Raw genomic sequence first — 12,456 nt, 5'->3', positions numbered from 1 at the left:
GTTTTCAGGCACTTGGCGCGTCCCAGACGCTGGCCCGCGGACTGCAATCCCCCGGCACGTACCCATCCCGTCCGAGGAATTCCATGCGAGCCGCACTCGTCGCGCTCTTCGTCTGCCTTCTGTCCGTCCCCGCTTCCGCCCAGGAACGGGACGCCGAGACGCCCTGCCCCGCTTCCGCCTCGCCCCTGAGCTCTGGAGCCATCACCCAGGGCACGCTGATGGCGAAGCTCCGCCGCCATGCCTCCGCCCAGGGCTGCCCAGGGGCCCAGCCCCAGCACTTCAGCCTCAAGCACACCGAGGTCGACGCCGAGGTGAGTGGCTTCCTCGCCAGCGTCACCGTGACCCAGGTCTTCGAGAACCCCTACTCCGAGCCGCTCGAGGCCCTCTACGTCTTCCCGCTGCCGGAGAAGGCGGCGGTGGACGCCATGGAGCTGGTCATCGGCCAGCGCGTCATCCGCAGCGTCATCCAGACGCGCGAGCAGGCGCGTGACACCTACGAGCGGGCCCGCGCCGAGGGCAAGACGGCCGCACTGCTCGACCAGGAGCGCCCCAACCTCTTCACCCAATCGGTGGCCAACATCCTCCCGGGAGAGGAAATCCGCGTGCGCATCCACTACGTGGAGCGGCTCGTCTACGAGGACGGCAAGTACAGCTTCAACTTCCCCATGACGGTGGGCCCGCGCTACATCGGCGGCGAGCCCCTGGCCTTCCGCCAGGGCGAGGGCACCGCGCCGGACACCACCACCGTCCCCGACGCGAGCCGCATCACCCCGCCGGTGCTGCCTCCCGAGGTGCGCAGTGGCCATGACATCCGCCTCCACGTGCGCCTGGACGCGGGCGTGCCCGTGCACGAGCTGCGCTCCACGTCGCACCGCGTGACGGCGGCGCGCGAGGGCTCCAACCGCGCCCGCGTGGAGCTGGCCCCGGACGACCGCATCCCCAACAAGACCTTCACCCTGGAGTACCGCGTGGCCGACGCGCTCATCCGCCCGGCCGTGCTGGTGCACCGCGAACCCGGCGCCGACGAGGGCTACTTCCTCGTGCTCCTCAACCCGCAGCTGGCGCCGAAGCAGGAGGAGGTGGTGCCGCGCGAGCTGTACCTGGTGCTCGATACCTCGTGCTCGCAGTCCGGCCCGCCCATCGAGAAATCCAAGGCCATCACCGCCGAGGTGCTGCGTCACCTCCACCCCGAGGACACCTTCCAGGTGCTCAACTTCGACACGCAGGTGACGAAGTTCGCCCCCGCCGCGGTGCCGGCCTCGCCGGAGAACGTGGCGCGCGCCCTGCCCTACGTGGCCAACTTCTGGGGCGGTGGCGGCACGGACGTGCGCGTGGCGGCCCAGGAGGCCATGGTGCCCGCCAACGACCCGGCCCGCCTGCGCATGGTGCTGCTCATGACGGACGGCTTCATCGGCAATGACGGCCAGGTGCTCGGCACGCTCCAGCAGCACCTGCGCGAGGAGACGCGCGTCTTCAGCGTGGGCGTGGGCAACGACGTCAACCGCTACCTCGTCGCGAAGATGGGCGAGGTGGGGCGAGGCGCCTCCACCTTCGTCAACCTGAAGCGGCCCGAGGACGAGGTGGCCCGTGAGTTCGAGTCGCGCATCCGCGGCCCGGTGCTGACGTCGGTGCGCGTGGCCACGGATGGACTGCCCGTGTCGGACGTCTACCCGCGCACCCTGCCGGACCTCTTCAGTGGCCAGCCGCTGTTCCTCATCGGCAAGTTCCACGGCACGGGCCAGGGCCTGCTGCGCATCACCGGCCGCGTGCGTGGACAGGAGCGTCACTTCGAGGTGCCCCTCACCCTCCCCGAGTCCGCGCCGGAGCACGCGTCCCTGCGCAGCCTCTGGGCCCGCCAGCGGATTGAAGAGCTGACGGTGGAGAACTACCGCGGAGAGAAGCCCGAGGTCGTCCAGGCCATCACCGCCACGGCGCTCCAGTATGGGCTGATGAGCAGGTACACCTCCTTCGTCGCGGTGGAGGAGGTGGCGCGCACGAAGCCCGGCGGTGACACGGTGCGCGAGCTGGTGCCGGTGGAGCTGCCCGAGGGCACCTCGTACGCGGCCGTCACCGGTGAGCTGAGCCGCGAGGAGATTCCGCCGGGAGACCCCATCATCTCCGTGGTGGCGCCGAGGAACGCGCGCCGGGTGACGGCCTACTTCCCCTTCGGCCTGGTGAAGCCGCTCACCTTCGACACGGTGTCGGGCTACTGGCGGGGCCGCTTCCTGGTGCCGCTCTGGGTGGAGGACGGGTACTACGACGTGTTGGTGGCGGTGGAGATGCCGGACGGCACGGTGCGCCGGCGCGAGGTGCGCTACCGGCTGGACTCCAAGGGCAACGACTTCGAGGTGACGCTGTCCTCGCGGCTGCTGGCGCCCGGCCAGACGCTGCGGCTGGAGGTGGACGCGGTGGAGGCCACGAAGGAGGTGAGCGTCTACGGCGAGCTCTTCGGTGACACGCAGCACCTGCTGGAGACGCGCGACGGCCTGCGCTTCTCCCGCGAGCTGAGGGTGCCCGCCGGCATGGAGCCCGGGGAATACGAGCTGGTGCTCGTGGCCCGGGATGCGGCGGGCAACCGGTTCGAGCGCCGCGAGAAGGTCCGCGTCGCCCTGACCGTCGAGGAGTAGCGCCTCCTGTCCCCGGCCGGGTGCTGACGCCCGGCCACACTCCGAGGCCAGCGGAAGACGCCGCCGAGCGATTCCGAGCGGTTACGCGCTGGCCCGGGCTTCGCAATGACACCCGGAGGGAAGGCGCACACCGCCTTCGTCCCGAGGAACCGCCATGCTGCTCTCCACCCTGACCGCCGCCCTGCTTTCCGCCACCGTCACCAACACGGAGACGGTGCATGACCTCGCCACGTACAACGGCCACGTGGTGGCCTGCACCGAGGGCGGCCTGGAGCTCTTCACCCACGCGGGCCGTGCGGTGCGCACGCTGACGGTGGACGATGGCCTGCCGAGCCACTTCTGCCGCGCGCTGGAGGTGGCGGGGGACCAACTCTTCGCCGCCACGGACGAGGGCGTGGTGGTGGTGGACAAGCGCTGGCGCGTACAGCCGGTGGTGGGGGCGAAGTGGCACGCGCTGCCGGCGGAGGGGGGAATGAACGCGGAGCTCTACCGCGCGGCGCTCGGTTGGCTCGCGGAGCAGCTGCCCGCGGGCCCCACGTACACGGCCTTCACCGAGGGCTACCTGGGCACGGCGGACGGGCGGGTGATGGCGCCGGGCTCGGGGCGCATGTGGACGATGCCGGGACCGGTGCGGATGCTGGAGGAGACGGACGGCACGCTGCGCGTGGGCACCACCGAGGGCGCCTTCACGCTGGGAGCCGAGGGGCTCGTCTCGCTCCCCGTGCCCACGGGCCCGCTCGCGTACGCGAAGGACGCGAAGGGCGGGACGCGGGTGCTCGGTGCCGAGGGCGAGGCGCGGCGGTGGGGGGAGCGCTCCGGCGAGGCCCGGGCACTGCCCCCGGCCACCACGAGCACCGTCGAGCTGAATGGCGTGGCCTGGGCGGGCACGCGGGGCCAGGGCGTCTTCCGGCGACAGGGCACGGAGTGGAAGCGGGTGACGCCCACGGGCCAGCTGTGTGGCAACCACATCACCGCGCTGACGCGGCACCAGGGGCGGCGGGTGGTGGGCACCTTCGACAAGGGCGTGTGCTGGGAGCAGCCCGACGGGAAGTGGCGGACGTTCCGCGCGCCCCACCTCCCGAGCAACCACGTGCTGGGCCTGGCCAGCGACGGACGCAACCTCTACGTGGCCACGATGTACGGGCTGGGCCTGTACGACGGGAAGACGTGGACGCCCATGGCGTACGGTGGCCGCAACCCGGTGGCGCTCGGCAAGCTGTCGGTGCTGGCGGCGGTGGCGGACACCGAGGACGGCGTCGCGCTGGTGGATGGGCGGGGCACCTCCTTCGTGAAGCGGGCGAGCCAGCCGCTCGAGCTGGCGAAGCGGCTGCCCCTGCCCGAGGGGTGGAGCACCCATGTCTCGGGAGCGCACGGCGCCGGGCGCTACCTCTGGGTGGCGAGCGAGGACCGGGGCCTGCTGCGCTGGGACGGCATGCAGTGGACGCGCTACCACGATGGGAAGCACCTCACGGACAACTGGGTGACGGCGCTCTCGGCGGACGAGGAGGGGCGCGCGGTGGTGGGCACGTGCCAGGACGGCTTCAGCTACTTCGACGGCGAGCACTGGACGCGGGTGCGCGACGCGGAAGGCCTGCCGAGCCGCTATGTAGTGTCGGCGGCGCTGGTGCCGGGTGGAGCGCTGCTGGGTACACTGCTGGGCGCAGCGCACTACGACGCATTGAGTGGCACGGTGCGCCCGCTGCCGAGACTCGCGGACCCGCGCGTGTACGCACTGCTGGTGGAGGAGGGCACGGTCCTCTTCGGCACGGAGGGCGGCCTCTCGCAGCTGGACTGGAGGGCCCCGGCCGCCGTCACCCGGCGCTGAAGCATGATACGGATGTATCCCCAATCAACGCGGGGGAAGACATCCATGTATGGGTACCGGACGGCACTGGCCATCCTGGGGTTGTGGCTGGCGGCGTGCAGCAGTGGTGTGAAGCAGGAGGACTTCGACGCGGAGCTCGCCGAGGCCGTGTGCGAGAAATACGTGCAGTGCGGAGTGTCCCATGACGAGGACTCCTGCAAACGCAACCAGTTGCAGGGGCTCATCGGCCAGCGCGGGCTGACGCAGTACCGCGAGGACTTCCGTGCCGGCCGGATACGCTATGACGCGACCGCGGCCAGCGCGTGTCTGGAGAAGATCCGGACCAGCACCTGTGACGTGTATCCGCTGCACGCGCGGCTATTCACGCCAGGCGTGGGAATGTCCGTGGACTGCCGGTTCCTCTTCGGGGAGGTGGAGGACGGCGAGCCCTGCCATGGAAGCGGTGAGTGTGGCGCCCGGTCCGCCTGCACCTCGGAGAACCTGTTCTCCTGCGGCACGTGCCAGCCCCGGCGCGCGGAGGGAATGACGAGCGCATCCCCCTCTCTGTGCGAGGAGGGCCTCGTCTACTCCCAGTCCATCTGCCGGAAGCCCCTGGCGGAGGGTGAGTCCTGCGCGGATTCGGGTGCCTCCGGCCACGTGCCATGCGAGCAGGGCCTCATCTGCGATCTGGATACCCAGCGCTGCCGGCGTCCCACCGCCCAGGGCGAAGCCTGCGAGTCGTGGTGGAGTGGATGTCACTGGACCCTCACCTGCATCGACGGCACCTGCCAGCCGCCGCGAGGCGAGGGGGCCGGCTGCACCTCCGAGCCCAGGAACACGTCCCCCGTGCTCGACTTGAGCCAGTGTCAGCAGGAGCTCTTCTGTGATGCGGAGCCCGGCGCGCCCGGCAAGTGCCGCGAGCTGCTCGACGAGGGCGCCTCGTGCCGGGATTTCCAGGAGTGTGACCGGAGCCTCTACTGCGACGGATACGACCCCTCCAGCGCTCAGCGCGGCACCTGCCGGCGGCTCGCGGGACAGGACGAGGATTGCACCGAGCGTCTCTGCGGGAACCTCCTCCATTGCTCCGAGACGTCCCACACCTGCCAGCCCCGCCGGCAATTCGGCGAGCCGTGCGCGGACGAGCCCAAGGCCTGTGTCCTGGGCACCACGTGCGCCCAGGGCACGTGTGGCGGCTCGGACTCGAGCTGCCACCCGTAGCGGCCGCGGCTCAGCCGGCCTTGAGGACCCCGGCCGGCTGGGACGCGCCCTGCGACTCACCGGCGGAGCCGGCCGAGAGCACGAGCACGGCCGACTGGCTCAACGCCGCCTGTCCCAGGGTGTTGAGCTGCTGCTGGTTGGCCACCGCGTTCTGGAACGCCAGGCCGAGCGCCTGGGCCGCCGCCTCGTAGACGGAGGCCAGGGCCCGAGCCCGCGCCTCGTCGGGGTGGGAGGAAGGCGCGCCGGACTCCGGGGCCCGCTCCGCCGGGGGCGCGGACTGCGCGGGCTCGATGGGGGGAAGGGAGGCGGACTTCGACTCGGGCGCGGGGCCGCGCACGGACTCACTGGCCACGCGCGCCTCCACCACGAGTTGCAGGATGCTCCGCTGCTGCTGCGAGGAGACCTCGTTCAGCTTCGCCAGCACGTCGGCCACCGCCGTCCCGAGCCGCACCAACTCCGTCTCCGCGCCGAGCGTCGCCAGATTCACCTTGTCGCCATCCGCCATCATGTTCCTCCTGGGAGTACAGGGCACCGCGGTGCCACATCCCCTGGAGTAAAGCCCTCCGGCCGCGCGCCGTCGAGCGGCCTTTCATGGCACACTGCGCCTTGCCCCCATGCGATTGAGCCATGTGCAGGCGCTGCTGGACTCCTCCTTCCAGGGTGTGGAGGAGGGCGCCGCCCGGATGTACGAGCCCGAGGACTCGCGCTTCGACGAGCGCCTGAGCGCCGTGTGGCTGGAGTACCGCTGGTACGTGCACGAGCGGGGGCTCGCCGAGGTCTTCGTGAAGTGGAAGCGGGTGGAGAAGGAGGCCTGCGCTCAGGAAGAAGTGTCCGTGCTGCGCCTGCACCTGCTCGGGCACTCGGCGGCGCTCACCACGCGGGCCCGGCGGGTGCTGGAGGCGGGGACTCCCTCCGCGGGGCGGCTGCTGGAGCTGCTCGGCGAGGACGGGGTGAAGCGCGAGTGCAGCGCGGCGGGGCCCACCGGCATCACGCTCGAGCACTGGCCCCACCCGGCGCCCCAGCCGCTGCTGCCGGAGGAGACCTTCCAGGGGCTCGCCTCTGTGCTGCTGCACCCCGAGTCCTCCTTCGAGGAGCGGCACGAGGCGGTGGACCGGCTGTGCCGCGAGCGCAGCCCGCGCGTGGTGCACACGCTGCTGGCCGCGTTGGAGGTGGGCCCCTCGCTGTCCGCCCTGCGCCGGCTCTCCGAGTGGTGCGAGCCCGGTGCCCTGCCCCACCTGGAGCGGGCGCTCGCGGCCGTGGCCCCGGACAACCCGGCGGACCTCTGGACACTCACCGCGCTGCAGCGGCGGTTGCTGGCCTGGAGCCGCACGTTCCAGGGTATGTAACGCGCATGCGAATCCTCCACACCATGCTGCGCGTGGGCGACCTGGACAAGTCGCTCGACTTCTACACCCGCGTCCTCGGAATGCAGTTGCTGCGCCGCAAGGACTACCCGGATGGGAAATTCACCCTGGCCTTCGTGGGCTATGGCCCCGAGGACACCCACCCGGCCCTCGAGCTCACGCACAACTGGGACACCTCCAAGTACGAGCTGGGCAATGCCTACGGCCACATCGCGCTGGGAGTGAAGGACATCCACGCCACCTGTGACTCCATCCGCCAGGCCGGCGGCAAGGTGGTGCGCGAGCCGGGCCCCATGAAGCACGGCACCACCGTCATCGCCTTCGTCGAGGACCCGGATGGCTACCGGGTGGAGCTCATCCAGCAGGGCTCGTGAGCCCTACGGCAGCCGCCGCTCCAGCAGATTCCACCGCTCGTCCACCCACCGGAGGAGGTACTCCACCTCCTCCTCGTGGGTGGTGAAGTCGGTGCGGTCGCTCCATCGCTCGAAGGTGCGGTATTGCTGCATCCAGCGCGCCTCGTCCCGCAGGGCCACGGGGTGGATTTCCCGCACGTAGCCGTCGATGAGCTTCAGTACCTCTTCCTTGGCCAGCGGGCCGCGCAGCAGCGAGCGGTAGCGCTCGCGCATGGGCCCGGAGATGGAAGGCTCCTCCAGCATGCGCGCGAAGAGCCGGTTGCCTCCGGAGAAGTCAGGGAGGAGCGTGGGCCCGAGCCGGCGCGTATCCCAGTCCTGGCCGAAGCTCGCGTCGAGGTCCCATGGGATGAAGCGCCAGGGGGCCTGCGTCACGGGGTCGTAGTAGTGGTAGGCGTTCTTCGCGCCCGAGTCATTGCCGAGAATGGCCGTATTGAAGATCCACCAGTCCTCGTAGTCGCGCGTGTTCAGCCGAGAGCCCCACTGCGTGCGGAAGGTCTCCCGGTCCGAGTCCGCGATGAAGGCGGTGAGCGCGTTGAGCGTGTCATAGGCGCCCACCCACCCATCCTTGGGCGTGCCCTCCTTCTTCTCGAAGCCAAGCTCCAGGGGCTGCTTGGGCGCGCCCTTCTTGTCGAGCCGCGAGAAGTTCGCGTCCGCCTCCACCGCCTTGAAGAGGTCCCCATCATCGGAGAGGCCGTGGCGCTCCATCAGGTGCTCGTTCACATGGTCCGCCACGGTGAAGAGGCCCCAGAAGCGCCCGTTCACGTAGAGCACCGCGCTGTACGTCTTCACCTGGATGTGGTCCGGAGACATCCGGTTCCACAGCTCGAAGGCGAGCCTCGGCCGCAGGTACGAGTTGTCATTGAAGCTGGTGATGAGCACCAGGTTGCGCCGGCCGGTGAATCCACCCGCGAGCTCCGGCTCGTTGAACGGGTCTTCCTTGTCGAATTTGAAGGTGTAGTTGCGCTTGGGGAAGATGCTGGAGGTGGCGCCGCGGTACTTGGCCTCGGCGGTGTAGCGGTGCCCGCGGTAGACGAGCTGCACCGGACGGTAGCCACCCGCCGTAAGCTGGCCCTCGAAGGACAGGTGCAACACCGGCAGCCCGTACTCCTCGGTGTACGTGACGGGGTTGAGCTCCCGCACGTTGCCCGGGGCCAGCCAGTTGTCGGCCACGCCCACCTTCACCACGCCCGTCTCGCCCGTGCCGTGCTCGGTGACGGTGAGCAGCCACACGTCCGCCTGGGCCTTGCCCGGTGTCCACCGCAAGGTGCCACTCGCCTCGTCCAGGCTCGCCCCGGCCGGCAGGGGCGACACGCTGAAGCGCAGCCCCGCCGCCGTGTAGCCGGTGCCGCAGCGGAACGTCACCGTCAGGAGCTCGCCTTCCTGGAGCCAGTGCGGACCGTCTCCCGTGGGCGCGCAGACGGTGGGCTTCGGAGGCGGTGTGCCCGGCCCCGGCTCCGGCGTGCCCGCGTCCGGTGAGGCCGGAGGGCTCGGGTCATCCAGAGGTGGAGTGGGCGGCGTTCCGTCCGAGGGCACCGGAGATGCCGGCTCCCCGGGCGTGACCGTGTCCGATCCCGTCCCGAGCGAGCCGTTCCTGTCCCGCGAGGACTCGCAGCCCACGCCACCGAGACACGCCACCAGCACCAGCGCGCACCGGCCCCACCACGTTCCGCCCCTCATGTCCCCCTCCCCGCCGTGGCGGGAGGAGTAACCATTCCGTCACGGAAGAGGTATCCGTGCGGGAGGTGGAGCAGCGGCCGCTCGGCTGCCTCCCTGCTCTCCTCCAGGCCGGGTCCGTCAGCTCTTCGCCCGCAGGACATCCACCGAGACTTCCAGCGAATCCATGTGGAAGTACGGGCGGCCCTGGTGCTCGAACGTCTCCACGCGATCCACGGTGACGATGTATTCGAGCGCCCCCACGCGCTGGCGCTTGGAGGCGCCTGCCTTCAGCTCCGCGGCCGTGAAGGCAATCTGTCCCTTCTCCTCATCACCATTTCCGGAGTCCAGCGCCGACCGGCCGCTCAGCAGGAGGTAGACATCCGGGGCACCCGAGCTGTCCCCAAAGATGTACGCCTGACCCTCCCAGCCATAGAAGTAGGAGTAGCCGAGCACACCTTCCCCATTGGCCTCACGGACGATGAGCGTATGCCCCGTGCAGCAGAAGGGCCCCACGGGAGCGTTGTCGTTGGGCTTGCCGTCCTGCGGCAACCGATAGGAGCCCACCAGGCGCTCCTGCTCCTCTGGGGTGAGCCCTCCTCCGCCGCAGCCAGCACCCAGGACCGCCACGACAGCCAACGCCATCCAGCACAGCTTGTTCAATCCACGCATGGGTTCCCCCTCCGCGCTCTCGCGCAAGTGGATGGAGCCCTGTGCAACGCACGCGCCACGCTTGCCTGCCCGGGTGCCCGAGAGGAGCGTGGCGCGCGACAACGACAGACTGACCGGGAGACGTCCCGGAACGCGGGACAGACTGTCAGGACAGCCCGGCCCGCCCGGTCACCGTGTCCACGGTGGGGCTACAGGCCCATCTGGAAGGAGCCCTCGGCCACCAGCAGCACCTCCACCGCGGGCGTCGCCTTCGCACCGAACAGGGGGGACAGCGCGGTGGCCTGCGCCCGCACCGCCGTGGCGTAGGACTGATAGGCCTCGGCCGTCTTCGTGGCCAGCAGCGAGACATCCACCGTGCTCGCCGACACCGTCGAGGAGACGGCCGCGTCCAGCGTCGCATCCAGCGTCGCCGCCGCCGTCACGGTGGCCTGCACCGCCGCGCCCACCACGAGCTGGTTCGACGCATTCACCCCGAGGTAGCGGCCCAGCACCGAGGCCTGCAGATCGGCGCTCCCGGACACACCCGCCTCGAAGCTCGCAAAGGCATTGGCCGCCATGGCGACGCTGGTGGACGCGCGCACCTGGGTGCGCAGCGTGGTGCTCACCGTCACCGCTTGCTGCTTCACGTCATCCACCGCTCCGCCCGCCGTGAGGAGGGCCGACAGCGCCGCGCCCGAGGCCCGCGCCTCCACGCCCGCCGAGGCCCGCAGCGCCGCGTCCACCAGCGGCCGCGCGTCCTCGGCCGACAGGCGCGCCTTCACCGTGGCCCGGAAGGAGGCGCTCGCCGCGCGCTCGGCCTGCGCCTGCTGCTCCACCTTCACGCCCAGCTGCTCGGCCGCCGCGCGCAGATTCGCGTGGAACGTGTCGTAGAGCTCGTTCACCGGGCCACCGCCCTCCAACCCCGCGCTCAGCACCGCCGCCGCCATGAGCTCCTTCTGGAAGAGCGCCGTCTGGCTCGTCTGCACCCCCGCCCTGGCATACATCTCCAGCTCGGCCTGCTGCGCCGCGCGCACCGCGTCCGCCAGCGCCTCCACCCGGGAGCGGAAGGCCTCGGTGGTGGAGGCGCCCTGCCGCGCCGCCGCCGCCACCTGGGCGGTGATGCGGGCACGCACGTCCACCATGTCCACCGTCTCCGCCTGCGACTTGTCCGCCATCATCTGCAGGAAGACCTCGGCCTCCAGCGAGGTCTCCGAGTCCATGGGCGCGGCGACCACGTCCTTGCCCTCGGCGGCCGCCTCGAGCAGCGCCGAGGCCACCACCTGGCCCGAGGCGTCCACCGCCTCCAACACCAGACGCTCCTCACCCCCGGGCACCTGCAGCGTGTAGTACCCCCGGTCCTCCAGCTTGCCCTCGGCCACCACCGTCAGCTTGCCATCCAGCCCCACCGTGCTGGCGCGCACTCGCGCCGTCGCCGCCACCGTGCCCGAGCCTCCGAGTGAAGCCGCTCCCGCCAGGATCGCCTGCGGCTGCGTTCCCTCGCCGTCCGTCACCCGGCCCTTCACCTGCACCGTGTTTCCACACCCCGTGCCCAGTCCCAGCACTACCAGCGCGGCAAAGAGGTTGCGAAGCGTCGTCGTCTTCAAGGTCGTCTCCTCACGCACAAGGCGCCACCTCCGGCCATCCGGCCAGGTACCGGAAGGGGCGCTCTGCTCTGTTTGACGGAAGGAGCTCGGAGTGGATCAACCGCCGGGGAGCGGTACGACTACACCCGGACGGTAACGGGCTCCCAGCCGAGCAGGACGAACTGGAGGAGCTCGACACCCAGCAACTCCGGATAGCGCTGCAACCAGGAGGTCCGCTCCGGAGTGACGGGCTCTCCGTTCCAGATCAACCGCCCCCCGGAGCGCGCCCGCATCCGCACGGCCACATCGAAGAGGGAGTGCGCCGTTCGCGAGAAGGGAGCCTCTCCCCATTGCGGCCAGATGAGCACCTCCTGGGGGTTGTTGAGGAGGAACCACGTCACCGGTGCCTGGGTGGCGCGATCGAACCAGACCGCTTGGGGCCCACGGATCTCCACCTCCTGGCCTTCCGGCGGCTCCGCCAGCAACTCCGCCAGGGGTGGCGGCTTCGGGTGCTCGAGCCGCAGCATCAACATGTTGGGGGCGTCGTCCTGCTGGCCGGCGGGGAACTCGAGCGGCATCCGGAGGTTGGGATGGAGCTGCTCGCGGTTCTGCTGCCACGAGCGCGCCAGCTCGCGCGAGTACGTGCCCTCCACATCCAGCAGCTCGCGATGGGACTCCACCGTCACCTCACGGCCGCTCACGCCCTCGAAAGCATGCAGTCCCAGTTCCTCGTTCACGAGGGCCGCCAGGGAGAGCAGCTCGAACACGTTGGCCATGAAGAAGGGGTGGGTGGCGCTCACCGAGAGCTGGATGGTCCCCGATTGAGGGCCATTGTTGGGCCGCAGGCCCGCCCACAACAGGGGAGCCAGCGCGAGCTCCTCTCCCGCGCGAAACACCCAGGTGGAACCATCGGGCCGGAGCGCCGCTCGCGTGGGGCGTGAGCGCGCGAGCAGCTCCAGGCAGGCACGCAGATCCTCGAGGGTGAGCCGGTCCGGCGCACCGGCCCGGACGTCCTCGATGCGGCGGTGCGACGTCAACCAGACGGAGAAGGGCATGGGTCGTTTCCTCGATGGAGGAAACTACCGCCCCAGGGCCAGGAGTCCAGGAGGACTAGCCGGCTCCGGCCCAGACGGCAGTGTGGCG

10 protein-coding genes are annotated in these 12,456 nt (G+C 70.5%); 5 read left to right on the top strand and 5 right to left on the bottom strand.

Going from position 1 to position 12,456, the window contains the following annotated elements; translation table 11 throughout:
* Positions 1-83: 83 nt before the first annotated feature.
* The 3 genes from BO221_RS08830 to BO221_RS08820 all read left to right on the top strand — a co-directional run bounded on the left by BO221_RS08830 (position 84) and on the right by BO221_RS08820 (position 5,649).
* Positions 84-2,627, top strand: a complete 2,544-nt coding sequence (locus BO221_RS08830; protein ID WP_073559941.1) for a VIT domain-containing protein — start codon at positions 84-86, stop codon at positions 2,625-2,627.
* Positions 2,628-2,781: 154 nt separating this feature from the next.
* Positions 2,782-4,452: a hypothetical protein gene (locus BO221_RS57265; RefSeq protein WP_073559940.1), complete on the top strand. Its 1,671-nt coding sequence runs from the start codon at positions 2,782-2,784 to the stop codon at positions 4,450-4,452.
* A gap of 45 nt (positions 4,453-4,497) precedes the next feature.
* Positions 4,498-5,649: a hypothetical protein gene (locus BO221_RS08820; RefSeq protein WP_073559939.1), complete on the top strand. Its 1,152-nt coding sequence runs from the start codon at positions 4,498-4,500 to the stop codon at positions 5,647-5,649.
* 10 nt (positions 5,650-5,659) lie between these two features.
* On the opposite strand, the gene BO221_RS08815 is transcribed toward BO221_RS08820, so the two are convergent.
* On the bottom strand, positions 5,660-6,157 hold the full coding sequence (locus tag BO221_RS08815; RefSeq protein WP_073559938.1) for a RebB family R body protein: 498 nt from the start codon (positions 6,155-6,157) through the stop codon (positions 5,660-5,662).
* Positions 6,158-6,263: 106 nt separating this feature from the next.
* Between BO221_RS08815 and BO221_RS08810 the strand changes: the two genes are divergently transcribed.
* Both BO221_RS08810 and gloA read left to right on the top strand, forming a co-directional pair.
* The gene (locus tag BO221_RS08810) at positions 6,264-6,995 is read left to right on the top strand and encodes a hypothetical protein (protein WP_073559937.1); all 732 of its coding nucleotides are present in this window, start codon (positions 6,264-6,266) and stop codon (positions 6,993-6,995) included.
* A 5-nt stretch (positions 6,996-7,000) separates the two neighbouring features.
* Positions 7,001-7,387 carry a lactoylglutathione lyase gene (gene gloA / locus BO221_RS08805; RefSeq protein ID WP_073559936.1) on the top strand — a complete coding sequence of 129 codons (387 nt, stop codon included), beginning with the start codon at positions 7,001-7,003 and terminating at the stop codon, positions 7,385-7,387.
* 3 nt (positions 7,388-7,390) lie between these two features.
* Here gloA and BO221_RS08800 read toward each other — a convergent pair whose 3' ends face one another.
* From BO221_RS08800 to BO221_RS08785, 4 genes are all read right to left on the bottom strand, one after another.
* Positions 7,391-9,103, bottom strand: coding sequence for a CotH kinase family protein (locus BO221_RS08800; RefSeq protein ID WP_073559935.1), 1,713 nt, complete (start codon positions 9,101-9,103; stop codon positions 7,391-7,393).
* 117 nt (positions 9,104-9,220) lie between these two features.
* Positions 9,221-9,751: a hypothetical protein gene (locus BO221_RS08795; RefSeq protein WP_073559934.1), complete on the bottom strand. Its 531-nt coding sequence runs from the start codon at positions 9,749-9,751 to the stop codon at positions 9,221-9,223.
* Between the two features lie 188 nt (positions 9,752-9,939).
* A complete protein-coding gene (locus BO221_RS08790; protein WP_143195340.1) occupies positions 9,940-11,334 on the bottom strand; it encodes a hypothetical protein in 1,395 nt (464 codons plus the stop codon).
* 119 nt (positions 11,335-11,453) lie between these two features.
* Positions 11,454-12,368, bottom strand: a complete 915-nt coding sequence (locus BO221_RS08785) for a hypothetical protein (protein WP_073559932.1) — start codon at positions 12,366-12,368, stop codon at positions 11,454-11,456.
* Between the last annotated feature and the right edge of the window lie 88 nt (positions 12,369-12,456).

The sequence above is a fragment of the Archangium sp. Cb G35 genome (genome assembly GCF_001896145.1).
GTDB lineage: Bacteria > Myxococcota > Myxococcia > Myxococcales > Myxococcaceae > Archangium > Archangium violaceum.
The sequence above is the reverse complement of the archived record's forward strand: the minus strand, read 5'-3'. Positions and strand labels throughout refer to the sequence as shown.

What these genes read in the sequence shown, in the direction of transcription:
- BO221_RS57265 (WP_073559940.1), top strand. Translation starts at nt 2,782, where the DNA reads ATGCTGCTCTCCACCCTGACCGCCGCCCTGCTTTCCGCCACCGTCACC.
- BO221_RS08800 (WP_073559935.1), bottom strand. Translation starts at nt 9,103, where the DNA reads ATGAGGGGCGGAACGTGGTGGGGCCGGTGCGCGCTGGTGCTGGTGGCG.
- BO221_RS08815 (WP_073559938.1), bottom strand. Translation starts at nt 6,157, where the DNA reads ATGATGGCGGATGGCGACAAGGTGAATCTGGCGACGCTCGGCGCGGAG.
- BO221_RS08785 (WP_073559932.1), bottom strand. Translation starts at nt 12,368, where the DNA reads ATGCCCTTCTCCGTCTGGTTGACGTCGCACCGCCGCATCGAGGACGTC.
- BO221_RS08795 (WP_073559934.1), bottom strand. Translation starts at nt 9,751, where the DNA reads ATGCGTGGATTGAACAAGCTGTGCTGGATGGCGTTGGCTGTCGTGGCG.
- BO221_RS08810 (WP_073559937.1), top strand. Translation starts at nt 6,264, where the DNA reads ATGCGATTGAGCCATGTGCAGGCGCTGCTGGACTCCTCCTTCCAGGGT.
- BO221_RS08830 (WP_073559941.1), top strand. Translation starts at nt 84, where the DNA reads ATGCGAGCCGCACTCGTCGCGCTCTTCGTCTGCCTTCTGTCCGTCCCC.
- gloA (WP_073559936.1), top strand. Translation starts at nt 7,001, where the DNA reads ATGCGAATCCTCCACACCATGCTGCGCGTGGGCGACCTGGACAAGTCG.
- BO221_RS08820 (WP_073559939.1), top strand. Translation starts at nt 4,498, where the DNA reads ATGTATGGGTACCGGACGGCACTGGCCATCCTGGGGTTGTGGCTGGCG.